Below are 26,180 nucleotides of genomic sequence, written 5' to 3'. Positions count from 1 at the left end.
AGAAAATGAAAAAGAATATTTCCTTAAAAATATACCTGTTGGTGCTGTTGCTGGGCTTGGGCGCATGTAACGACGAACTGGTAAACATGACACCTGATTCGGACCTGACCAACGCTGATTTTTTTAAAACGGCTCAGGATATGGATTTAGCCGTAATTGGGGTTTACAGTAGTTTGCAAAACCGCAAACCAAACGATTATTTACTTCTGGAACTCCCCGCCGATAACTTGTACCGGTCTACGTATACTTCGGCGGCTGGTGCCAACGAAGTAGATAATATGTCGATAACGCCCGAGAACCCGCTTTTTGCCACTTTCTGGGAAAGCACGTATTATGGCATTGTCCGGGCCAACACCGTTCTGGCCAACATAGCGGTACCCACCGATTATAAAGCCAAACAAAAAGAACAATTAACCGGCGAAGCTAAATTTATGCGGGCGCTCTTTTATTTTGATTTAGTACGCATGTTTGGCGGCGTGCCCCTGGTAACTACCCCCATGAGCGTAGCCGAAGCCAAAAACGCCGAACGCGTTTCGGAAGACGAAATATATACTTTAATTATCTCGGATTTAAAAGATGCTGTTGAAAACTTACCGCCTAAAGCCGAGATAGCCAAAGGCCGGGCTACTAAAGGAGCTGCCGTGGCTTTACTGAGCAAAGTTTACGTGTACCGTAAAGATTGGAACAACGCCAAAACTAATTTCGACCTGCTGGCTACCCTGGGGTACCAGTTATTGCCCGATTTTGCCTCGCTTTGGAAGCTGGAAAACGAAGACAACAATGAGATTGTATTTGCCATGAAATATACCGATGGCACCAACGGACACAAACTCACCAGCGATTTTCTGCCGTTTGGCGGCAAAACCGGTATTTCGTCGGCTGGTTTAGAAGGCGTTTTTCCGTCGTGGGATTTGCATAAATTATACGAGCCCGGCGATACCCGGAAAGCCGCCACCATAAACGAATATTACAAAGCGCCTACGCCGGCCAACGCGCCCACTATTTGGTTTCCGCACGTAGCTAAATATGAAGTTAAACAAACCGCCCAGGCCTCCGGCATCGATTTACCGGTAATCCGCTACGCCGATATGGTTTTACTCCGGGCCGAAACGTATTATGGCCTGAACCAACCCGACCAGGCGCTAATAGAACTAAATAAAATTCGATCCCGGGCTTTTGGCAACACTTCTAAAAATTACACCTTAGCCGATATTGCCACCCCCGAAGCTTTTACCGATAAATTATTGCTGGAGCGCCGCTTAGAATTAGCTTTTGAAAACGAGCGCTGGTTTGATTTGGTAAGAACTGGCCGGATAGTAACCGAATTGTCGCAGGAAGAAAGAGGGTATAATTATGATACCCAAACCCCGTTGCGGGTTACCTTACAACCCAAAGCGCATTACAAATATTTTCCGATCCCGCTGCGCCAGATTCAAAGAGCAACAGTAGGGGCTTTAAGCCAGAACGAGGGCTATAATTAATACCTTTATTATAATTTAAATAGTATAAAAGCGAAATAACGTATCGGAAATCAATTTAAAAACAACCACTCCTGGCCCCTCCTAAACTTAGGCGGGGAACTAAGTTGCCTTTTTCAGTAATAGTTAATTCCGATAGGTTGGGTTATCGTCTATATAGAAACCAAATAGCAGTAATAAAAACTACAGTTAAGCTTACTTTTAATCGGGTAAGCATAACTGTATAATTTAAATGCTAAACCAGCATTGTACTCTTTATTTAGAGCGGTGGAACTGCAATCGGGTAGGTTATAAAATTTTAAGATCGCCGTTTTTATAAGGTGCTAAATGGTGGCTATCGGACGGCAGTTCAGTAATTAAATAGCTAATCTGGTTAACCGGGCAAATCCGGATGCGCTGGGCGGTGTTCAGTTTTTCTGCAATGAGCAATAAAGCTACATTTTTAGCCGAACGGATAATGGCTTTCTTTACCTGCACTATTTCCCAATCCAGGTCAGTTAAGCCGTCGGCCATGGAAAAAGCGTTGGCACCTAGTAAACACAAATCTACCTGTAGGTCCGCTAGTTGGTTTATAACACTGGCGCCTACGTGTAGGTTTGCGTTTTTATTCAGCTTACCGCCAATGGTAATTACATTCAGGTTACTGTGCTCCGATAACGTAATAGCTACCTGCGGACTAATGGTGAAAAAAGTAACCCGTAAATTTTCCGGAATTATTTTGGCTAGTTCCAGAATAGTGGTGCCGCCTTCGGTCAGAATAATCATGTCGTTCCGGAAAAGCTTCAGGGTTTTTAAAGCAATTTCCCTTTTGGCCTCTACGGCATATACCTCATTCTGGGCATTAAACGGTGCTACAAAAGATTTACTAACGGCTCCGCCGTGCACTTTTAATATTTTACCTTCTTCTACCAGTTCTTTTAAATCACGCCGCACCGTATCATCCGACACATTTAACAAAGCACTCAAATCGGTCGATAGTACCTTATTATGCAGATTTACTTCCCGCATAATTAATTTAAGTCGCTCTTCCTTCTGCATAATTATTTAAATATTAAAATCCGGTATATATAGTTAGGGTTGTCAAAATTAAAAGAATAAAAATAGTTCTCAAATATTTGCATTTCGTTATTACTGCGTTTATATTTACAGAATAAACGCATTAAAAACGCAAGGTGGTTTCCGGGTGTTTTATTTGCCGAAAGGTAAATATCTGAATTTATTTCTGATTGGTTTGCCATTGTAACTCTTTATCAGCCTAAATAGCTTTCCCCATATTTTTAGGCTTGTTTTCATATACTGATTTCGCCTGGTGCCGAACTATAAAATATTGCGGTTTTCATTTGCCGGAACACGCAGTGTTTTCTGTTTCCTAAAACGCGGTTAAAGCAACCGGGTGGGTATGTAATTTAAAAAAGTAACCTTTTAAATTTAAACAAGCATTCCTATGAACCAAAAATTTACTTCTTACCGAAGGAGAGCCCGCTCGCTGTTAACCGGTTCTTCCTGTTTATTGCTCCTGTTATTATGGGTAGGGGTGGGGTGGCAAGCCAATGCTCAAAGTAAAGCTCAAATTTCCGGAAAGGTAGTTAGCGAAGAAGGGGAGGCCCTGCCGGGCGTATCGGTCGTCGTTAAAAACGAATCGACGGGCACAGTAACCGACCAGGACGGGAAATTTTCTTTGGCGGTGCCCAATAATGCCGCTACCCTAGTGTTTAGTTTTATTGGCTTCGAAACCCAGGAAGTGCCCATTGCTAACCGTACGCAGCTAAATGTAACCCTAAAAGTAAATGCCAAATCGCTGGAAGAAGTGGTGGTGGTGGGCTACGGTACCCAGAAAAAAGTTAACCTTACGGGTTCGGTGGCAGCCATTTCCAGCGAAGATTTAACGGTGGTGCCGGTGGCCAATACCACTACCGCTTTAGCCGGTAAATTACCGGGGCTGATTGCCGTACAACCCAGCGGCGAACCCGGCCGCGACGATGCCAACCTTTCTATCCGGGGGTTTGGTAATGCCTTGGTAGTGGTTGATGGCATTGTGGGCCGCGATTTTGCCCGCTTAAACCCTAACGAAATCGAGAGCATTACCATCTTAAAAGATGCTGCTTCTACCGCGGTTTACGGGGTAAGCGGCGGCAACGGGGTAATTCTGGTTACTACCAAAAAAGGTACCTTAGGCAAACCTGAACTGGGCTATTCGTTTAATTACGGGGTACAAACCGTTACCAAATATCCGCGCTTTGTCAATTCGGCCGAGTACGCCGAATTAAAAAATGAAGCTTCTACGAACCTGGGTGGTCCTTTAGTTTACACGCCCGAAGAAATCGAAAAATTCCGGCAGGGTACCGACCCCAGTTACCCGAACTTTGATTACTACGATTATTTTGTGCGGGATTACGCGCCGCAAATGCAGCAAAATTTAACTGTACGGGGCGGTACCGAAAATATTAATTATTTTTTCCTGCTGGGGCAAACCAAACAAGAATCTATGTGGAAAGGCGGCAACCAGGATTTCAATAATTATAATTTCCGCTCTAACATAGACGCCAAAATAACCAAAAACTTAGATATCTCGGTGGTATTTGGGGCCCGCAAAGAAGACCGCAATAACCTGGTGCAAGACTCTTACCTGATGGCCTCCTGGTTGCAATATTCCTGGCCCATTTTTACGCCCAAAACTCCCGATGGCAAAATAGCCTCTACCAATTATGGTTTAACCGCCTACCTGGATCCCGAATTAACCGGTTATATTCAGGACCGGCGCAATGTTTTCCAGGGAAATTTATCGGTTAACTACAAAATTCCTTTTGTTGAAGGCTTAAGTGCCCGCCTAACGGCCGCCTACGATATGGCTTTCCAGGACGAAAAGCAGTGGCGCAAGAAATACCTGACCTATGCTTATGATGCCGCTACCAAAACTTCCAGCGTAGTGGGGTCGCGCGAAACCAACCGCATCTTGTTAACCAACTGGAAATCTTCGGCGGCGCGTATTCAGGCTTCGCTTAATTACAACCGCAGTTTTCTGGAGCGCCACAATGTAGCGGCCCTTTTATTGTACGAAGAAAACGAAGACCGGGCCACCAACTTCTCGGCCAGCCGCCAGGATTACGTAGTTCCCATCGACCAGCTTTTTGCCGGGCCCGATTTAAACAAAAGCAACAGCGGTGGCGCTTCTGATAACGGCCGGCAAAGTGTGGTGGGACGGGTAAATTACGACTACGAAGGCCGGTATTTATTTGAATACAGCTTCCGGTACGATGGTTCGGCCAAGTTTCCGGTCGATAAACGCTGGGGCTTTTTCTCGGGGGTATCGGCGGGCTGGCGTATTTCCGAAGAAAAATTTCTGCGCAATAAAATTGCCGCTCTGAATGACTTAAAACTACGGGCTTCATGGGGCCAATCGGGCAGCGACAATACCGGTAATTTCCAGTTCCTGACCGGTTATACGTACCCTTCCCGCAATTATATTATGGGTGATAATGTGGTTTCGAACGGCATGATGCCCACCGGGGTGCCCAACCCGGATATTACCTGGGAAAAAACCACCATGTTTAACGTAGGTTTAGACGTGAGTTTGTGGAGCCGGCTGCTGGAGTTAGAGGCCGATGTGTTTTACCGGGAACGTGGCGGGCTGTTAACCCAAAGAAATTTGCAGTTGCCCAGCACGTTTGGCGCGGCGCTGCCTTTCGAGAATTTAAATTCAGATAATACCCGCGGTTTCGAAATTACCTTGCGGCATAACCACCAGATTGGCGATGTTAGATATAGTATTTCGCCAAACGTATCTTTTACCCGCTCTAAGTGGGACCACGTGGAACAAAGATTATTTACCTCGCAATACGATAATTGGCGCAATAACACCGAAGGCCGCTGGAAAAATATTTACTGGGGACTTAAATCAGTGGGCCAGTTTCAGTCGCAGGAAGATATCATGAATTCGCCTATCCAGGACCAGCAAGCCAATTCTACTTTGCGGCCCGGCGATATTAAATACGACGACTATAACCACGACGGCGTTATTAATGCGAACGACCAGCAAGTAATTGGCCGCGGCCAAACCCCCGAACTTTTTTACGGCTTGGGCCTGGATGTAAGCTGGAAAAAGTTCTCGGTAAACATGACCTGGCAAGGTGCCAGCAATTTTAACGTAGAGCAACAGCACTTTTTAATTCAGCCTTTTGCCAACGGCATGAACGCTTATGCCTATTTTATGGACCGCTGGCGTCGTGCCGACATGACCGACCCGAGCTCTGAATGGATTCCGGGTAAGTACCCCAGCACCATTAACGACGGCGCGCCCAACAACAAAATGTTTTCTTCTTTCTGGCTAAAAGACGCCACTTATTTAAGAATGAAATTCCTGGGTATTAGTTACAATCTGGATGTATTGAAGAAGTTTGGCTTGCCCAGTGCCCAAATTACTTTAAGCGGCCAGAACTTACTTACCTTTTCTGATTTAGGGCCCATTGACCCGGAAAGCCCCAGCGGACGCTTGTCTTACTATCCGCAGCAAAAGACTTACAACCTGGGCGTAAATGTTACTTTTTAAGGAAAAACAGCTATGAAAAATAAGTTTCTCACCCTATTAATAGGTATACTGCTATCTAGTTGTATTGAAGACGTACTGGACCGGAAACCCCTGAACCTTATTTCGGATAAAGATGTGTGGCAATCGGAACAGTTAATCGATATTTACCTGGTTTCGTTGTACGATGCCATTCCGATGGGATTTACCAGCCGCTTGTCGCAGTCGGCGCTTACCGATGAAGCTACTTACCCCGACGGGGCCGTAGTGAATAATTTTGGCAATGTATCGCATACGCTAAACACCGGCATGTATGCTTTTATCCGGAACGCCAACTACTTTCTGGAGCAAGTTCAAACCAGCCCTGTATCGGCCGAGCGGAAAGCGGCTTTAGTGGCCGAGTGCCGCTTTATCCGGGCTTTTTATTATTTCGATTTGGTTAAAAAATACGGGGGCATGCCCATTATTGAGGAAGTACAAAACTTTAATAATAATTTGCCCGACTTACAGGTAAAAAGAAATACCGAAGCAGAAGTTTATGACTTTATTCTGAAAGAGCTGGACGAAGCCGCCAAAGATTTACCCGAAACCCAAACAACCGCCAACAGCAACCGAGCTACTAAATATACGGCTCTGGCTTTAAAATCGCGGGCCATGTTGTACGCCGGTTCTATAGCTAAATACGGTAATGTGCAGCTAAACGGGTTGGTTGGTATTCCGGCCGATAAAGCCACCCGGTATTTTACTGAGTCTTTTAACGCGGCCAAAGCCGTTATCGAGAGTGGTAAATATAGCCTCTATACCAAGTTATACAACCCCGAAGCCAAATCGGGCGATCCGGCGGCCAATTACCAGAATATTTTCCGCGACGAAAGCAACCAGGAAATTATTTTCCAGAAGGCCTACCGCACCCCCGATAAAGCCCACAGTTACGATAACTGGTTTATACCAGAAGGCTATACCACCAACAACGGCAGCGGCATTGCCCCCACGCTGGAAATGGTAGAATCTTACGAATATATTGATGGCACACCCGGTAAATTAGAGATTGCTAATAAAGTTTATAATTCCGCCGATGATGTATTTAAAAACAAAGATCCACGGTTCGAAGGCAGTATTTTGCGATCCGGCAGTCCTTTTGCTGGTAGGCCGGTGCAAATTTACCGTGGCATTTACGGCAGCAACGGTACTTTGTACGAGAGTTTAGCACCTTTTCCCGAGGATCCGGCTATGCGGCAAGTTGGTCGCGATGGTCCTTTTCCCGAAGGGAATTTTAGCAAAACCGGTTTCTACATCAAAAAATACATGAATACCGCCAACGCGGTGGTAGAGCCAAACTTCTCTGACCAGAACTACATCGAAATCCGGTACGCTGAAGTTTTATTAAATTATGCCGAAGCCGCTTTGGAGTTAAACGATATACCGTCGGCGCTCATTGGCATTAACCAGGTGCGGCAGCGCGCCGGCATTAAAACCTTAACGGCCGGCGAATTAACCATGGAGCGTCTGCGCAACGAAAGAAAAGTAGAACTGGCTTTTGAAGACAAACGGCTCTGGGATATCCGCCGCTGGCGCATAGGTACCGATTTATTCCGAAACACTTACGTGCGTGGCTTGTGGCCCTATTTAAAGTACGAAAACGGCCAGTATAAATATCTCTACACCTCGGTGAGCGGCTACCCCATCGACGATGGTTTGCCCCGGGTTTTTAACGAACGCGATTATTACAGCAATCTGTCGGGCTACATCAGCACCAACGAACAAATCGTGAATAATCCTGGCTGGTAAGGTTTAACTTAAAAAGATAAAAAAATGAAAGCAATAAGCTCTTGGTTAGGCATACTCTTGTTTCTGGTTAGTTGCGAGGTAGATAATTACGACGCACCGCAGGTTACCTTAACCGGAAAAATAATCGACTCCAGTACAAATAACTTAGTAGAATCGGGCGGCATTAATGCGGGTACGGTGGTGCGGCTGTACGAAGGCAGTTCCCGCCAACCCTTAATTTTTAATACCTTGCCCAACGGCACTTTTGTAAACAGCAAAGTATTTGCTGGTAATTATTCTTATACCGCCGAAGGCCCCTTTAAACTGGTAGCCACCGACCCCCAACAAACCCAGGTTGCCGACAACACCGAAATTGAGATAAAAGTAATACCCAATGTAAGGTTAGAGGCTACCGTGGAAGAAGTAAGCGGTACTACTGCTAAAATTAAAGTAAAATACAACAAGGTAGCCACTGATCAGAAACTGGTGCATTTGGCCGTGGTCTGGAGTAAATTCCCGAACCCGAATAATTTTACTTTTAGCGGCGGCGCGATAAATCAGGAAAATGTAGAAACCTTAAACCTGACCTCCGGCGAAAAAATATTTACCATCAATAATTTAACGCCGCGCACCAAATATTATCTCAGAGGTAGTGCCCGTACGGCAAATCCCGGCAATTATTACAACTACAGTACGCAACTGGAGTTGCAGGTGCAATAGCCGGTAGCAAATATTTAAAATCGTTTAAAAAATCAACTGAAATTAGCATGGAAAACAAACTGGATCGCCGGGATTTTATTAGTGCCTTATCATTGGCGGGAGTTGGCCTGGCTATGGGTATGCCCCACCTGGCTACCGCCACTACGGCCAATACCAAACCGGCTTTACTGGGCGGCCCCAAAGCCCATCCGGGTACCTTCCCGGGTTGGCCCCTGTTCGACCAAACCGAAGAAAAGGCTATACTGGATGTACTTAAAAGTAAAGTCTGGGGACGGCTGGGCGGCAAGGTAGTGGCTTCATTCGAGCAGGAATACCAACAATTATTAGGAGCCAAACACTGTTTGGGCGTATCGAGTGGTACCAGTGCCTTGTACACAATTTTGGGTGCCCTGGAAATTGGCCCCGGCGACGAAGTAATTATACCGCCTTATACATTTATTGCCACTTACAACGTGGTGGTGTTAAATTATGCGTTGCCGGTTTTTGTAGATACCGATATTGAGAGTTTCCAGATAGATGCAAACAAAATTGAAAACGCCATTACAAAACAAACTAAAGTAATTATGCCGGTGCACGTGGGCGGCTCGCCGGCCAATCTGGATAAAATATTAGAAGTATCGCGCCGGCGTAATATTCCGTTGGTAGAAGATGCTTGTCAGGCCCATCTGGCCGAATGGAAAGGCCGAAAAGTAGGTACGTATGGTTTAGCCGGTGCTTTTAGTTTTCAGGCTTCTAAAAATTTAAATTCGGCCGAAGGCGGAGCCATTACCACCAACGACGAAAAGTTTGCCCGCACCTGCTACAGTTTTCATAACCAGGGGCAAGGAGGCAACACCACCGCATACAATCCGGGCAGTGGCACCCGTGCCACCAACCTGCGCCTTACCGAGTTTCAGGGGGCCTTGTTGCTGGCACAGATGACCCGTGTAGCCGAACAAACCAAGCGCCGCAACGAAAACGCGACGTATCTGACTAAATTATTAAACGAAATACCCGGCATAAAACCAGCCAAGCTTTATGATGGCGTAACCAGCAGTGCTTACCACCTGTATATGTTCCGGTTCGATAAAAAACAGTTTGGGGGCTTAGATCGCGCTCAGTTTCTAAAAGCCCTGAATGCCGAAGGTGTACCTTGCTCGTCGGGTTATGGCCAAATGAACAAAGATGCTTACGTAACCAGCCTGGCCCAGAACAAACATTATTTGCGTATTTACGGCGAAAAAACCATGCAGCAGTGGCTGGAGCGCAATCAGTGCCCGCAAAACGATATTCTGAGCGGCGAACAAGGCGTTTGGCTCACGCAAACCATGCTGTTGGGTTCCAAAACCGATATGGAACAAATTGCCGACGCCATTCGCAAAATACACAAGTACAGCCGGGAATTAGCTAAAGTATAAAGGCTACTGGCTGAGGTTGCGCAAATATTACCCAATTTATACCCCCTGGTATTTAGTTGCTGCCATAGTAAAGCGTTAAAACTAATTAGTAGAAGTATAAAATCGGCAGTCTTTTAAGGCCTGCCGGTTTTAGCTAGGGCAGAGTTATTATACTATTGGGTATTATTAATATTAACCGGCTTGCGTGGTAATACCGGCGGTGGTAAGCATTTACAATGCATAATTTACTTACCGTTGCGTAAAGCAGCCGAAAGGAAAAGAATATTGAAGAAATAAAATTTATAGTATGATTAAAATAACCGAAACCCCATCGCCCCACCGCGATTTAGAAAAAAAATCGATTGCCGAAATAACCACGCTCATTAACCAGGAAGATAAAACCGTACCGCTGGCTATTGAAAAAGCGTTGCCCCAAATCCAGGCTTTAATTGAAGCCATTGTAAGCAAGCTGAAAGCCGGAGGGCGCCTGTTTTACGTAGGTGCCGGCAGCGGTGGGCGTTTATCGGTGCTGGATGTGATTGAATTACCTACCACCTACGGCGTAGAGAAAGGCATTGTAAATGCTATTCTGGCTGGCGGGATAGAGCACCTGGCCGATGCCCTGGAAGAAATGGAAGACGACGAGGAAGAAGGCTGGAATGCCCTGGTGCAACAGAATATTTCTTCCCAGGATATGGTAGTAGGTATTTCGGCCAGCGGCACTACGCCTTTTGTGCTCGGTGCTTTGGCCCGCTGCCAGGAAAATAATATTTTAACGGGTTGTATTGTTAGTAACCCCGATTCGCCGATTGCCCAGGTAGCCGATTACCCGGTAGAAGTAATTACCGGCCCGGAATTTATTACCGGCAGCACCCGCATGAAATGCGGCACGGCCCAGAAAATTATTTTCGACATGATTAGTACTACGGTTATGATTCAGTTGGGCCGGGTAGAAGATAATAAAATGGTGCACGTAAAACTGATTAACAACAAGATAATCGACCGGAGTGTGCGCATGCTGATGGAGTTCTCGGGTTTGCAGGATTACGATTACGCCAAGGAATTGCTGTTCGATTATGGCAGCGTAAAAAAGGCGCTTACCTATTTAAGAGAAAAAGCCCTATAATGCACCTGTACATTTTGTGACTGGGGTTTATCAGGTTATAATTTATTCCTTTCCTTAAACGCACTTGGTTTGGCTCGGCTGCGAGTCAGGCTAAGTGAGTTTTGTATTCATCCAATTTAAAAACTATTCTCTTACTGTATTTACATGCATCTGAACCGATTTAAACTGCTGATTGCCATTTGGCTAATTTCTTTCCAAACGTTTGCGCAACAGAATTTTTTAGCGGGGGTAGCCCGGCAAAGCTTGCAGCCTGGCCAGGAATCTTTCTCATTGGCGCTGGCGGGTTATGGTGTGCCGCGCGATGGCCGGTTTACCATAGACTGGGAAAAAAAAGAAACACTAGCGCCCGATTTGGTATTAACCGGCACCGATGCCAATTTAGTGGCTATTAACAGCAAAGGACAATTACAACAAGCCCCGGCCAATCGGTTTCCGCTGCAATGGGCCAGCCAGGGTAAGGCCCGCGTAGCTAAAAGCCTGACCGGCAATAAAGATAATTTATACTTGCTCAATGCGGCCGGAAATAAAATTTACCGCAAAAGCAGCAGCGGCAAAAAATGGCAGCATGCGGGTACCGCTCCCAATTTAAGAGAGATTGTGCTGGCCGGAGATATTTTGTACGGTTTGGGCAACGATGGTACCTTTAAAAAAGCAACGCTGGGCGAGAAAAAACTAAACTGGCAAACGGTGGCCAGGTTGCCGCGGGCAATCAGTTTTGTGGTGCACCGGCAATCTATTTACGCGGCCACCGGCACCGACACCATGTACCGGTTTAATTTAAATTATGCGCCGGCCGGTTGGATTAAAGCCGCTTATTACAACGAGGTAATCCAAAAAGTGCAACTCCAGAAATTATTGGTGGCCAACGATAAACTGTACAGCGTCGATGAAAAAGGTGTATTGTACGAAGCTACCAAAACTTACGGTACTAAACCCGATGAACTTTTTGCCACGGCTCTGGCCATAAAGCAAAATAATAAAACGGTTGTAATGCTGGGCGTAGATTTATGCGGTTTCGACGACAGCATGATTAAAGAAATTAAACGCGAACTTACCCGTAAAAGAGGTTTGCCGGCCGAAGCGGTTCTGGTAAATGCCTCGCATACCCATTTTGCGCCTGTTACCCAACTATGGGCTACCTGGGGGCCGCAAAACCAGGTGCCCGATAGTAGTTATTTAAACCAGGTAGTAAAACCAGGCATATTAAAAGCCGCCGAAAACGCCCTGGATAACCTGGCACCCGCCGATATTTATTTTGGCCGGGGCAAAACCACCATTGGCCGTAACCGCAGCAACAAAGGTCAGGAAACCCCTTACGACGATGCGGTAGATGTATTAAAAGTAGAAAGCAAAGATGGCAAAAGTAAGTACGTGCTGGTGCTGGCTGGTTGTCATCCGGTATTTATAAAACCCGGGCGGCAAAATTATACCATTAGCAGCAACTACCCCGGTTATATGCGTGATAAGCTGGAGCAAAATCAGCCTAATACCACCGCCTTGTTTATACAAGGCTGCGGCGGCGATATTAACCCCCGCGATAGCCAACCCGATGTAACCGGTCATAAATTAGCCCAAGATGCTTTACAGGTTTTAAACCAGCCCATGACCCCACTCCAGGGAGATATTACGTATTTTATGGATACACTCAAAGCGCCGGCCACGCCCTGGAGCCGGGAAAATATAGTAGCGTTCCGGCAAACTAACCTGAAAGAACCGGGCAATATAGATATGGAAAAAAATGTGCGCTGGGCCGATTTAATGCTGCAAAAGCTAGATAAAGGCACCATGCCCGATCACATGCCGGTGTACATCCAAACCATCAATATTGGCAACTGGAAACTTGTAGGCTTATCGCGCGAAGTGGTAACCGAATATAGTTTGGGTATAAAAGCTATCTGGCCCGATAAACTGGTATCGGTGGCGGGTTATTGCAACGATGTAGCCAGTTATTTACCCACCGAAAGGCATATCCGCACGGGCGTTTACGAAGGCATTAATTCTTATTTTTGGTACGGTCAGCCCTCGGCCTTTCCCGATAATATTTTGGATTTGGTCGTGAATAAAGTTAAAACCAGTAATTATTAATCAAAATAACGCCTTATTGTTTAGGTAAGGGGTAAAGCGTATTTTTTATGCCTGCGCATACTATTTAAGTTTTATTTAACTCAACCGGCTAAAAAAAAATACTCTATAAGCAGAAATAGCGTAAATTTTTTTAGCTTTTTTTCTGCCGGTATATTTTAAGTTAAAAATTTTTAATGTAGCTTCGGGTGCGTACCCGGAGAAGAAATTTTATAAAATATTGTAGCTGCTGGAATCCTGGAAGCAATGACACAGGGCAATCTGGTAGCCGGTTTTAACCTGGGCTGTTTCAGGCAATATTCACGAAAATATAAGGAAAGTAGCTTATCGCCTATAATTAAAATATTGCCCGACTAAAATTAGTTTACAGCGCTTGTTTAGTTAAAGTACATTAAATCCACAATAATATGTCAATTATTAATCGCCGGAAGTTTTTGGCCAGCAGTGCTTTTTCGGCGGCCGGCATGGTGCTGGGCAATTCGCTGGCCGGTTGCGCCAACCCCGGCGTTAACACCAGCGGCGAACCAGATACTTCGGGCCCCGGCACTGCGCGCACCTATGATATTATGAGCGAGGTAATGAAGTATCGTAAAATAGATGCCCATGCCCATATTTGGGACCCCGATAACGGCGCGCCGGAGTCGCAGGTAGAGTTGGCCGATAAGCTGAAGATTGAGAAGTTGTTTATTTCGGCGCCGGTTACGCGCGGACCGGCCACACCCGATGAGTTCCGGAAAGCCAATGATGTTATTTTAAAATCGGTGAATAAATTCCCGGACCGCTTTGTGGGGCAAATGACACTTAACCCGGCCTTTCAGAAAGAATCGCTCGAAGAAATAAACCGGTGCATTGGGCAGGGCATGGTGGGGCTAAAGGTGTATACCCAGGTAAAAATTAACTCGCCTTTATTTTACCCGATCATCGAAAAATTTATCGACCTGAAAATGATTATTCTGATGCACGTGGGCATTGGTAAATCGCGCGTAAAATTTGATAAACGCGAACCGGAAAATGTGTCGATACCGGAATATTTTGTGGATATAGCCAAACGCTACCCCGAAGCTATGTTTCAGTTTGCGCACATTGGCGGGGGCATAGATTGGGAAGACGGTATTAAAGCCATTAAAGACTCGCCGAACGTGTATGTAGATACCTCGGGCAGCAACAACGAAGCCAATATGATAGATTTTGCCCTGAAATATTTAGGCGAAGACCGGGTGCTTTTTGGCTGCGACAATAGTTTTTACCAAGCCACGGGACACGTGCTGGCTTCTAACCTGACCGAAGCCCAAAAGCACAAGCTTTTCTTTCAGAATTATAACAACATACTCAAAAAATCGGGCCACCATGTTAATTGACAGTAATGCTTCGGTTGGGCACTGGCCTTTTAAACAGCTTCAATACAATACCTGCGAAACCCTGCTGGGACGCATGAACCAATTTGGCGTAGACACATCGGTAGTAAGTAATTTAAACGGCATATTTTACAAAAATACCCAACCGGCCAACGAAGAACTATACGCCGAAATAAAGTCCAAAAGTGCATTTAACAACCGGTTTATTCCTTTTGCGGTTATAAACCCCATATACGGGGGCTGGCGAAACGATTTTGATGTGAGTACCACCAAACTAGGTATGAAAGGTATCCGGTTATACCCGCTTTACCACGGCTACGATATTGACAATCCGGCTTGTATTGAACTGGTAAAAATGGCCCGCGATAAAGGCGTGCCCGTAGCTTTTACGCTCCGCATGGTCGATAGCCGGGTGAGTTCCTGGTTAGATATTGAAAAAGAATGGTCTTTGAAAGATATTATACCCATTATAAAAGCGGTGCCAGATGCCAAATATTTAGTTCTGAATGTGGCCAACAGCATACAGTTAAGTGAAGCAGAAACCCAGTTGTTTAAAAAAGCAAACGTGATTATCGATACGTCGGGCCGGAATATTGCCACGTTGCCGCAGCTTATAAAAACCTACGGCCCCGAAAAATTTGCCTTCGGTACGCACTCGCCCATTCTGGATTATTTAAGCGGCTTGTTACGGATAGAATCGATGACCAAAACCGAGGCCGATGATAAAACCAAAGATTTGCTCCGGGCCGGCAATATTAAAAAAATGATTGGGGTCTAAAGCCTTTTTACCGGGTACATCTTTTAAAGCCAAACCACCAGCACCATGACCGTAATTACAAAGGATACCAATATTGCTAACCCGGCTAAAACAAGCCTGAATCCTTTAATAATTATTGGGGTTTTGTTTTTTATTTTTGGTTTTGTTACCTGGCTGAGTTCGGTATTAATTCCTTATTTACAAATAGCCTGCGAACTGAACAATTTTCAGTCGTACCTGGTGGCGTTTGCCTTTTATATTTCTTATTTTATAATGGGCGTACCTTCGGGTTGGCTGCTCAAAGCTACCGGTTTTAAAAAAGGGCTTTCAGCTGGTTTGGTATTAGTGGCGGTTGGTTCGCTTTTATTTATTCCGGCCGCCATAAACCGCTTGTACCCCATATTTTTACTCGGGTTGTTTGTGCAGGGTGCCGGCCTAACGGTATTACAAACCGCATCTAATCCGTACGTTACCATTCTGGGCCCAAAAGAAAGCGCCGCCCGGCGCATTAGCTTTATGGGCATTTGCAATGGCATTGCCGGGGCTATTGCTCCCGTAATTCTGGGGGCCGTTATTTTAAACGATGCCGATGCTTTGCAGCAAAAATTAAGTAAGTTAAACCCCGCTCAGAAAATTGCCGAATTAGACTTGCTGGCCAATAAAGTTATTTTACCCTACCTCATTATTACGGGTATTCTGGTTGTGCTGGCGGTAGCAGTTTACTTCTCAGGTTTGCCCGAAATTAACGAAGAAGAAGCCGAAGCCCAGGAAACGACAACCGTGCAAACCACCAGAACTTCTATTTGGCAGTTTCCGCATTTATTGCTGGGCGTAATTATTTTGTTTTTGTACACGGGCGTAGAAGTTATTGCCGGCAACAGCATTATTGGCTATGGCGCCTACCAGGGTATACCGCTGGCCAGCGCCAAATTTTTCACCTCGTTTACCCTGGTTTGCATGCTGGTGGGCTACCTCATTGGTATTGTTGCCATTCCCAAATATTTCAGCCAGGAAACCGCTTTAAAAAGTTCGGCGCTGTTGGGGGTAATATTTGCGCTGTTCGCTATTTTTACTAACGGCCTAACGTCGGTAATATGCGTGGCCTTACTGGGCTTAGCCAACGCTTTAATGTGGCCTTCTATCTGGCCGCTGGCCATTGCGGGTTTAGGTAAATTTACCAAAATAGGATCTTCGCTTTTGGTTATGGCTATTTCGGGAGCGGCTTTATTACCTCTTTTATACGGTTACCTAACCGACCAAACCAACGCCCAACAAGCATACTGGCTGGTGGTGCCTTGCTACCTGGCTATTGGGTATTATGCAATGGCGGGGCATAAAATAGGTAAAAAGTAAGACCAGTTTATTACGCAAAGCCAGAACAGCGAAAACAAATAATCAAATGCTGGCACAGATATAAAAATTAGGACTTTTGCAAAAGCCACTCTGGCTATGTGTTTTCACCGGTCGGTTTTTTAAATGGTTCCTCGGCAACAGCTATACTGTAATATTATTTACGCCTAATGCAAAAGCCCGCATTTATATCAAATACATTTAATGCTTTAGTTATGAAAAAATCACTTATTCTTTCTTTATTGTTTGCCGCTTTGCTTTCCATAGGCTGGATAAAACAAACCGATACTTCGGATTTGCTTTTCTACCGCGATGCCAAAGGTCAGCAAAAACCGGTAAAATCACCAGCCGACTGGCAGTTAAAACGGCAACAAATAATTAGTGGCCTGGAACAAGTGATGGGTAAGCTGCCCAGCCGCGCTAAATTGCCGGCTTTAGATGTTAAATTCAGAGATAGTTTAAAAGCCGATAATTATACCCGCTATACCATTTCTTTTACGATAGCCGCAAACGAAACGCAACCTGCCTATTTGTATGTGCCGCATCAGAAAGGCAAAAAGAAAAAACTGGCCGCCATGATGGTTTTACACGGTACCGGCGATTTAGGGAAAGAACTCGTTGATGGCCGGAGCCCCAAAACTAACCGGGCGCAGGCCAAAGAACTGGCCCAAAGAGGTTATGTGGTAATAGCCCCCGATTATCCGAGTTTTGGCGAATTAAAAGATTACGACTTTGCCAAAGATCGCTATGAATCGGGTACCATGCGCGCCATCTTTAGCCACATGCGTTGCGTAGATTTACTACAGGCTCGCCCCGACGTAGATCCGGAGCGCATTGGGGTAGTGGGGCATTCGCTGGGCGGCCATAACGCTATGTTTGTGGGCGCTTTTGATAAACGCCTGAAAGTAATTGTATCGAGCAGTGGCTGGACCCCGTTGGCTTATTATAATATTGGCGAAGAAGGTTCAAAAAGGTACGGCGGTCGCTTAGGGCCTTGGGCACAAGATCGTTATATGCCTTATGTTCGGGATAAATTTAGTTTAGATGATAAAAAGCTTCCTTTTGATTTTCCCGATATAATTGCGGCCTTGGCTCCCCGGGCCTTTTTTTCGAACTCGCCGATAAACGATACCAATTTTGATGTAAAGGGTGTTAAAGCCGGTATGGCTGAAGCAGCCCAGGTTTACAATTTTTTAAAAGCGCCGCAAAACCTGCAGGTACGTTACCCCGAAGCCGGCCATGATTTTCCTACCCAGGTCCGGACTGAGGCTTACGAATTTATCGACAAGATTCTGGCCCATACCCCTAATCCGCAAAAACTAGAATAATATTCGGGTTAATACCTTTATTAGAAAAACACCTTAGAGTTACTAACCAAGGTGTTTTTTTATTGTAAATAACTTAATAAAACAACTAAGTTGTTGAATAAAATTAAAATATATGCGAGTTACCTTTGATTTTATGGGTCATATATCTATTTTTAGACACAAAAATTAAATACCGGGTTTAGTTTTAAGCCCAGAATAATAAATCAATTACTATTTGTTTATTGGAGCTAGTATTATTAGCTCTTTTAAATATTTGTTTTATTTATTTTTTATTTATAATTTTTTTTGGTAATATCGGGTACGTTACCGTAAATTATTTAATCAGATATTGAAGCAGAATATGCCAGATTATCAGAAGGCGCTTATTAAGGTAGAGGCAAGCAGTTTAACCATATCCTAATCAAAGGAGCCTGTTTTTTACTGTTTTTCGGGTACGTACCCGCTTAGAGGGTATGTTTTAAGCAAAAGAGATTGCTGAACCCAGTTAATAGGAGCGGAAAAATTAAATAACAATTCCTGCTTTAAGGCTCAAAGCTTTTGAGCTTTAAACACTAATAAAGCAGGTTAAAGGACTGAAGATACAGTTTTAGGGCTTCGGCCATATTTTGCCAGGTTTAAAATTGGCAAAACAGATTTATGCAAAAACCAAACTTATAACTGGGTAAAAACATGAAAATATTTAAAAGTAATTTCTCCCGACGAGAGTTTATCAAACTAAATACCATGGCCGGCATTGGCACCGTGCTAACTGCTGGTATTCCAGCCCCTTTAATGGCCCGTGGGGCAAAAGATGCCGCTACCCCGGCCATATTGGGTGGCCAGCCCGCCTGGGATAAAATTAAGTGGCCTACCTGGCCTGTTTGGAATCCTGAAACCGACGAAAAACGCGTGCTGGAAGTACTCCGGAGTGGCGTTTGGTCGCGGGCGGCTGTAGTGGCTGAGTTTGAAAAAGAGTGGGCCAATGCTCTGGGGCTTAAGCGGAGCTTAACAGTATCTAACGGCACCAATGCTTTAATTGTAGCGCTTAACCAGTTAAATATCAGGGGTGGCGATGAAGTGCTGGTGCCACCTTATACCTTTATTGCTACTGTACAGGCGGTTCTGGCCAATGGCGCTATGCCGGTATTTGTGGATGTAGATCCGGAAACTTTCCAGATGGATCCCGCCAAAATTGAAGCCAAAATTACGCCCCGGACTAAGGCTATTTTGCCGGTGCATATTTTGGGCTTACCCGCCGATATGGACAAGATTATGGCCATTGCCAAAAAGCATAACCTGGTGGTAATAGAAGATGCTTGTCAGGCGCACTTAGCCGAAATAAGTGGTAAAAAAGTGGGTACGATTGGGCACGCGGGTTGTTTCAGTTTCCAGAACTCCAAAAATTTACCTATCGGCGAAGCCGGTTCTATTGTTAGCAACGACGATGCCTTTCTGGATCGCTGTTTTTCTTACCAAAACCTGGGTTTGCCTTACGGCAGCGTAGTAGGTGCAATTGGTACGGGCAGTATTATGCAGGGGACCAAAGTACGTTTAACCGAGTACCAGGCCGCCATTGGGTTAGCGCAGTTAAAACGGTTGGATAGCCAAACCACTACCCGTAACGATAATGCCGCTTACTTAAAATCCCAGATAAAGGATATTCCGGGTATAATGCCTTATAAGCTCTACGATAATGTTACCCGGGCTGCTTTTCACTTATTTGCTTTCCGGTACAACAAAGATAAATTCAAAGGTTTATCGCGCGAGGAGTTCCTCAAATCGTTAAGAGCCGAAGGTATTCCGTGTTCCAGCGGTTATACTACCCTTAACAACCAACCTTTCTTAAAAGAGGCGTTCCAATCGAAGAATTACCAGAAAATGTACTCTAAAGAATCTCTCGATTACAACAAATACATGGAACGGAACCAGTGCCCGGTAAACGACAAGTTATGCAACGAAGAAGCTGTGTGGTTTACCCAAAATTTATTATTAGGTACCAAATCCGACATGACAGCTATTGCCTCGGCTATTGAAAAAGTACATAAAAATGCCGATAAAATAGTCAAATCAGCTAAAAAATAACCTGGCTTTCCTTTAGCCAGCAGAATCACCACTGAATAAAAATAACCTGATAAAAAGCACCAATTTAATGGCAACCGATAACCAGTCCGAAACCAGGAGTTTGCCTGAAACCCCTGCGTTTAATAACCCGGAGGCAACAGCTATACTTAACTCAGATGCAGAATGGCAGGGTTCTGTAACCGAACAGCCCGATGCAGAATCTGCTACCCGATCCTTTTCGCGTCGCGATTTTTTACTCGGAACCAGTTTGCTGGTGGTAGGCTCTGCTTTAAAGTTAAACGCGGCTTCGTGGCCGGCGGCCAAGCCAGAGCCGGTTATTGATATTCACCAGCATACCGATTATAGCGGCCGTACCCAGGAACAAATGATGGCGCACCAACGCACCATGGGTATTACCACCACTATTTTATTGCCGGCTGGCCGCCCGGTCATTACAGCATCTACGCACCAGGGAGTATCCAACGGTTTGCAGGTAAAGGCCGGTGGCAACGAAACTTGTTACCAGTTTGCCAAAAAATACCCGAAAGAATTTGTATTTGGTGCCAACGAGGTGCCCGATGTGCCGGGCGCTACCCAGGAAATCGAAAAATATTTAAAGCTAGGCGCTAAAGTTATTGGGGAGTTAAAGTTTGGTGTAGAATGCGACTCGCCGGAAATGCAGAAAATATACGAACTGGCGCAGGCATACCAGGTGCCGGTATTAATGCACTGGCAATTTAAAATGTACTCTTATGGCTTTGAGCGGTTTTACAAAATGCTGGAAAAATACCCCAAGGTAAACTTTATCGGGCACGCCCAAACTTGGTGGGCCAATATCGATAAAAACCATACCGACCAAAGCGTATTATACCCCAAAACCAAAGTAACGCCCGGCGGCATAACCGACCAGTTACTGCGCGATTACCCCAATATGTACGCCGATTTTTCGGCCGGTTCGGGGTTGGTGGCCATTACCCGCGACGAAGAACATGCCCGGAGTTTTCTGGAACGCCACCAGAATAAGCTTATTTACGGCAGCGACTGTAACGATTCTGTAGGGCAAGGTCAGGCCTGCACGGGTGCACAAGCTTTAGAAGCTATCCGGAAACTGGCACCAAGCAAAAAAATAGAACGCAAAATACTGTACGATAACGCTAAAAAGCTATTTCGCCTGTAAAACAAAGCGGTACAATATTTATAAAACGGCAGCCTTGCCATTTTAACATAGCTTTAGGTGCATAAGCTGTTGTTCCCGATTTTGATAGACAACCCGATTACTAAAATATTATCCGCCTATGATAGGTTAAACAAGGTTGCTTAGCCACTTAAACTAGTATGGCAGCCACTGTAGTTAAGCCAGGAATAAATTAGAACCAAATAATAATGAATAAATCCGATTATACCCTCGATACCATCGAAGCTTCCTTAAAACCCACACTGGAAGCCAAAAAATATTACTCTGGCTTTGCACGCGCCCACGATACCTACAATGCCATTTCCTGCGCCAGTGACGGCAAAATTTATTATGTATTGTCGTCGGAATCTATTGAGCAAGGCGGGCAAATGTACGTGTACGATCCGGCTACCGATAGCACCGAGTTTCTGGCCGATTTAACTGATATTTGCGGCGAAAAAGACGCTAAAGCCATACCACAAGGTAAAAGCCACGTCAGGTTTTACGAAAAAGATGGTAAATTATACTTTGCTACCCACGTTGGGTACTACCAGCTAATAGATGGCATGGATCGCTTGCCGGAAACGGCACCGGATGGTTATGGTTTGTACCCTGGCGGGCATTTTCTGTCTTACGATTTAGCTACCCGTAAATTTGAAGATTTGGCTTTAGTGCCCGCCGGCGAAGGCATGGTTTCCATGACCATGGACTGCGAACGGGGGCACCTCTACGGCATTACCTGGCCCTACGGCAATTTTATTCATTATGATATTGCCAAAAATCAGTTAAATAATTTAGGGCCGGTTTCGGCTAAAGGTGAGGCCGGTACACCCGGTACCGATTTCCGGTCGTTGTGCCGGTCTTTATTTGTTGACCCGCAATCCGGGGCGGTATATTTTTCTACCTCCGAAGGAAATATTCTGACTTATAAACCCGGCGATGCTGCTTTTGAGAAATTAACCGCCGTAGACCTGCGCCTCGATTATTTTGGGCAATACGACTTTACCCGGCCGGGCAGTATGGGTTATAACTGGCGTAAAATATTCTGGCACCCCACCGAAGAGGTAGCGTACGGGGTACACGGCAATTCTGGTTATTTATTCCGGTTCGATCCGCGCCAGCAAAAAATAGAAATTGTACAGCGGATTACCTCCGCACCTTCGCAAAAAAGCGGTATGTTCGACCAGTTTAGCTACGGCTACCTGGGCTTTCAGTTAGGGCCGGACGGGCAAACCATTTATTATTTAACGGGTGGCCCTATTTATATAAATGGCAAGCGCCTGAAAGGTAAAGCCCAAATAGCCAAAGGTGCCGCCAAAGGCTTAGAAAACCTGCACCTGGTAACTTATAATATTCCAAATCAGGAATACATAGACCACGGCCCAATATTTTACGAAGATGGCAACCGCCCTACTTATGTAAATTCTATTGCTGTTGGCCCGGATGGCCATGTGTATACCCTGGCCCGGTTTGAGCACAACGGCAAAGAAATCCAGGATTTAATAAAGTTTCCGGACCCCTTGGCTTAAGAATAAAAGCAGTTAATAGATTCGTAGATTTTGAGTAGAAGGGGCGGATGTATTTTGCTGTTTAGTAGCAGGTTAGTTAAAGCCTAAAGCGGTTAATAGCCTGCTGCTAATATTTTAAATCGAAATAATTAAACTTAAATAAAACTTATATGGAAAAAACTCTACTAGATTGCCCCTTAGCCCTGTGGTTAGGCACTTATAGGGCATTAAACAAGATTAAAGAAAACTCCGGCAAAATTATTTTTCCAGAATGCCCTCCTAAACCGGGACAACCCGCTTATTTATAAGCATTCCGCTCGCGTATTTACTCCCCCGCAACTTAACATTTTCCGGCCTGCTGCAAACGGGCACCGGTACTTACAATGCATTTTACGAACTATATTCTACACTGATCAAACACTTAAACTAAACACTATGTTACACATTAAAAGGCAGATCCTCGCCATAGTGGGGATATTGATGCTAACTGCTACCGGGTATTTGAGTCCTGGTAAAGTTTTGGCGCAAAGTTTACAAGCAATCAAGGGAACGGTAAGAAGTGGAAGTGATAAAGGCGCTTTACCGGGTGTTACCATAACTGTAAAGGGTACCAGCCGGGGTACTGTAACCGACGGTGAAGGCAAATTTGCCATCCAGGCCCAACCTACCGATGTTTTAACTTTTTCTTTTATTGGTTTTAAAAACCAGGAAGTAACGGTTGGTAACAGAACTACGGTAGATGTTTCTTTAGCTGAAGATGCCTCGGAACTGAGCGAGGTAGTAGTAATTGGCTACGGTAGCGTACAAAAAATGGATTTAACAGGCGCAGTAAGTCAGCCTAAAATGGAAGAGCTAACCAAAGCACCGGTAGCCTCCTTTGCCGAAGCGCTGGCCGGCCGGGTAGCCGGGGTGCAGGTATCGGCGCCCGACGGGCAGCCGGGGGCCGGTATGAATATTGTAATCCGGGGCGCGGGTTCTTTAACCCAAAGTACCGCGCCGTTATATGTAATTGATGGTTTTCCGGTAGAAGATATAGATCCGGCTACCTTAAACCCAGAAGATATTGAGTCGATGTCTATCTTGAAAGATGCTTCTTCTACGGCCATTTACGGCTCACGGGCATCTAACGGGGTAGTGCTTATTCAGACTAAAAGAGGTAAAGTAGGCAAGCCGGTAATAAATTATGGTACTTCTTACGGTTTCCAGGATATACGCAAAACCATACCGTTAATGAGCCCCTATGAGTTTGTGAAATATAACCTGGAGTTGGCTCCTACCACGGCTAGTATTGCCAGCTACGTGGCCGGCGATAAAACTTTGGAATCTTACAAAGATATACCCGGTATTAACTGGCAGGATCAGGTTTTCAGAACCGGTCAGGTACAAATGCATAACCTAGCTATCCGGGGTGGTACCGAACAAACCCGGTACGCTATTTCGGGCTCGTTTTTTGACCAGAAAGGGGTGGTAATTAATACAGACTATAACCGGTATACCGGCCGGGTTACCATCGACCAAACCATTAGTCCTAAACTTAAATTTGGTTTAACGGGTAATTACAGTGGTGTTACGGCAAATGGCCAAACTATTCGGGAAGGTGCTACCAGCTCCGTATCCAGTACCGCCTTATTCAGAACCTGGGCTTACCGCCCGATTACGCCAGCTATGGATACCGAACAATTATTAGAAGAAGTAGCCGACCTGGATGCGGTTACGCCTTCTGATATCCGGATTAACCCTTTTATTGATTTGGGTAACCAGTACCAGAAAGATTTTACCAACCTGTTAGAAGGTAATGCCTACATAACCTACGAACTGGCTAAAGGCCTTACTTTTAAGATAACGGGTGGGATAAGACGTAATGCCATTCGGTATGAACGTTTCTTTAATACCAAAACTTCGCAGGGTAGTCCCTCTAATCCGGGTAACGTAAACGGAGTAAATGGTTCTATTCGGTATTTTAACCAGAATTCCTGGTCTAATGAATACATCCTTAACTTTAAGCGGAGCTACAACAAAGCCCACACCATCACCGGTTTGGCCCTGGCCAGCTTAAATCAATATACCGCTTTAAATAATGGCTATTCCGGTCGGTTATTGCCTAACGAATCTTTAGGCATAGATGGTCTGGATGAAGGCGTTTCGTTTAATCCTGTTTCTTCATCTAGTGTAGCCACTTTGGCCTCTTATGCTACCCGCTGGGACTACAACTATAAATCTAAATACATTATTACGGCCAACTTCCGGGCCGATGGTTCTTCTAAGTTTTCTAAAAACAAATGGGGCTATTTCCCGGGTGCAGCGTTTGCCTGGAACATGACCCGCGAAGAATTCTTTAACGACAAATTACCGTTTTTATCTAACTCTAAAATTAAATTTAGTATTGGTAGCAACGGTAACAATCGGGTAGGCGATTTTAGCTCCCGCCCCAGCTTACAGCAATCCCTCGACGGTTATTCTTTTAACAATGCTACTCCCACCTGGGCCGTATTTGTAAATAACGTGGGCAACCCGGATTTACAGTGGGAAACCACCGTGCAGAAAGACTTAGGTTACGAAGTTGGTTTCCTGAAAAACCGCGTGGAGTTAACCGTAGATTTATACCGCAAAACCACCAAAGACTTACTTTTATCGGCTTTATTGCCACCCAGCACCGGTTTCTCCAGCGCCTTTAAAAATATTGGCAGTTTAAAGAACGAAGGGATTGAACTGACCCTGAATACCGTAAACGTAGATAATGGTATCTTTAACTGGAACAGTAACTTTAATATTTCCTTTAACCGGAACGAAGTATTGGCTTTAACCAGAGGCCAACAGAGTTTAGCTACCGTTGCGGCTTTTGATGTTAGCTTTGGTTCGCCGTTGTACTTAGCCGAAATTGGTAAACCAGCCGGTATGATGTACGGCTTTATTTGGGAAGGTAACTACCAGTACGAAGATTTTGATAACCCGGCCCCTGGCATTTATATTTTAAAGCCTTCGGTGCCCGCCAGCGGCCAGGCCAGAAGCATTATTCAGCCCGGCGATATTAAATACCGCGATATTAACGGCGACGGCGATGTAACCGACCTGGATAAAACCATTATTGGCCGGGGCCAGCCCATTCATACTGGTGGTTTCTCTAACAATTTTGGTTATAGAGGCTTTAGCCTGAACGTATTTTTCCAGTGGTCTTACGGCAACGATGTGTATAATGCCAACCGCCTTTCTATGGAAGGAAACAGTAACCGCCGCGTAAATATTAACCAGTTTGCCAGCTACGTAGACCGTTGGACCCCCGAGAACCCCACTAACAGAAACTACCGCACCGGTGGCCACGGGGTTATTGGCCGGCACTCTTCGCGCGTGGTAGAAGATGGTTCTTACCTGCGCCTAAAAACAGTTTCTTTGGATTACAGTATTCCTAAAAAATACCTTTCTAAATATATCAGCAATTTAAGCGTAAACGTGTCTTCGCAAAATTTACTCACCTGGACCAATTACTCCGGTATAGACCCTGAAGCTTCTACCCGCAACCCAATTCTGGCTCCTGGTTTTGATTTCTCAGCTTATCCGCAGGCAAGAACCCTGGTGCTGGGCGTAAAAGCAGCATTTTAA

General features: G+C 45.2%; 16 protein-coding genes. 15 read left to right on the top strand and 1 reads right to left on the bottom strand.

Annotated elements, in window-relative coordinates:
• Window positions 1–5: 5 nt before the first annotated feature.
• The gene (locus ACO1R6_RS23920; RefSeq protein ID WP_486268140.1) at window positions 6–1,481 is read left to right on the top strand and encodes a RagB/SusD family nutrient uptake outer membrane protein; all 1,476 of its coding nucleotides are present in this window, start codon (window positions 6–8) and stop codon (window positions 1,479–1,481) included.
• A gap of 285 nt (window positions 1,482–1,766) precedes the next feature.
• Here the strand turns inward: ACO1R6_RS23920 and ACO1R6_RS23915 are convergent, their stop codons facing one another.
• Window positions 1,767–2,516, bottom strand: coding sequence for a DeoR/GlpR family DNA-binding transcription regulator (locus ACO1R6_RS23915; RefSeq protein ID WP_486268138.1), 750 nt, complete (start codon window positions 2,514–2,516; stop codon window positions 1,767–1,769).
• 406 nt (window positions 2,517–2,922) lie between these two features.
• On the opposite strand from ACO1R6_RS23915, the gene ACO1R6_RS23910 reads away from it, so the two are divergent.
• From ACO1R6_RS23910 to ACO1R6_RS23845, 14 genes are all read left to right on the top strand, one after another.
• Window positions 2,923–6,024 (top strand): SusC/RagA family TonB-linked outer membrane protein, encoded by a 3,102-nt coding sequence (locus ACO1R6_RS23910; RefSeq protein WP_486268136.1) that lies wholly within the window; start codon window positions 2,923–2,925, stop codon window positions 6,022–6,024.
• A gap of 12 nt (window positions 6,025–6,036) precedes the next feature.
• Window positions 6,037–7,788, top strand: a complete 1,752-nt coding sequence (locus ACO1R6_RS23905) for a RagB/SusD family nutrient uptake outer membrane protein (protein ID WP_486268135.1) — start codon at window positions 6,037–6,039, stop codon at window positions 7,786–7,788.
• Between the two features lie 24 nt (window positions 7,789–7,812).
• Window positions 7,813–8,487 carry a hypothetical protein gene (locus ACO1R6_RS23900; RefSeq protein WP_486268133.1) on the top strand — a complete coding sequence of 225 codons (675 nt, stop codon included), beginning with the start codon at window positions 7,813–7,815 and terminating at the stop codon, window positions 8,485–8,487.
• A 47-nt stretch (window positions 8,488–8,534) separates the two neighbouring features.
• Window positions 8,535–9,884 (top strand): DegT/DnrJ/EryC1/StrS family aminotransferase, encoded by a 1,350-nt coding sequence (locus tag ACO1R6_RS23895; RefSeq protein ID WP_486268131.1) that lies wholly within the window; start codon window positions 8,535–8,537, stop codon window positions 9,882–9,884.
• Window positions 9,885–10,170: 286 nt separating this feature from the next.
• A complete protein-coding gene (locus ACO1R6_RS23890; RefSeq protein WP_486268129.1) occupies window positions 10,171–10,989 on the top strand; it encodes an N-acetylmuramic acid 6-phosphate etherase in 819 nt (272 codons plus the stop codon).
• Between the two features lie 144 nt (window positions 10,990–11,133).
• Window positions 11,134–13,074: a hypothetical protein gene (locus ACO1R6_RS23885; protein ID WP_486268127.1), complete on the top strand. Its 1,941-nt coding sequence runs from the start codon at window positions 11,134–11,136 to the stop codon at window positions 13,072–13,074.
• Window positions 13,075–13,478: 404 nt separating this feature from the next.
• Entirely contained in the window at window positions 13,479–14,429 is a 951-nt protein-coding gene (locus ACO1R6_RS23880; protein ID WP_486268125.1) for an amidohydrolase family protein, read from the top strand.
• Window positions 14,419–15,204 carry an amidohydrolase family protein gene (locus ACO1R6_RS23875; RefSeq protein WP_486268123.1) on the top strand — a complete coding sequence of 262 codons (786 nt, stop codon included), beginning with the start codon at window positions 14,419–14,421 and terminating at the stop codon, window positions 15,202–15,204. Before ACO1R6_RS23880 ends, ACO1R6_RS23875 begins: the two co-directional genes overlap by 11 nt.
• Before the next feature lie 45 nt (window positions 15,205–15,249).
• Entirely contained in the window at window positions 15,250–16,536 is a 1,287-nt protein-coding gene (locus ACO1R6_RS23870; RefSeq protein ID WP_486268121.1) for a sugar MFS transporter, read from the top strand.
• Window positions 16,537–16,748: 212 nt separating this feature from the next.
• Entirely contained in the window at window positions 16,749–17,861 is a 1,113-nt protein-coding gene (locus ACO1R6_RS23865; protein WP_486268119.1) for an alpha/beta hydrolase family protein, read from the top strand.
• 669 nt (window positions 17,862–18,530) lie between these two features.
• Window positions 18,531–19,922, top strand: coding sequence for a DegT/DnrJ/EryC1/StrS family aminotransferase (locus ACO1R6_RS23860; RefSeq protein WP_486268117.1), 1,392 nt, complete (start codon window positions 18,531–18,533; stop codon window positions 19,920–19,922).
• A gap of 67 nt (window positions 19,923–19,989) precedes the next feature.
• Window positions 19,990–21,078, top strand: coding sequence for an amidohydrolase family protein (locus ACO1R6_RS23855; protein ID WP_486268115.1), 1,089 nt, complete (start codon window positions 19,990–19,992; stop codon window positions 21,076–21,078).
• Window positions 21,079–21,284: 206 nt separating this feature from the next.
• The gene (locus ACO1R6_RS23850) at window positions 21,285–22,604 is read left to right on the top strand and encodes a hypothetical protein (RefSeq protein ID WP_486268113.1); all 1,320 of its coding nucleotides are present in this window, start codon (window positions 21,285–21,287) and stop codon (window positions 22,602–22,604) included.
• 414 nt (window positions 22,605–23,018) lie between these two features.
• Complete coding sequence (locus tag ACO1R6_RS23845) at window positions 23,019–26,180, top strand: SusC/RagA family TonB-linked outer membrane protein (protein WP_486268111.1); 3,162 nt, start codon at window positions 23,019–23,021, stop codon at window positions 26,178–26,180.

Source organism: Adhaeribacter sp. (genome assembly GCF_057359045.1).
Note: the sequence above shows the minus strand (reverse complement) of the source record. Positions and strands in the feature narration are given on the sequence as shown.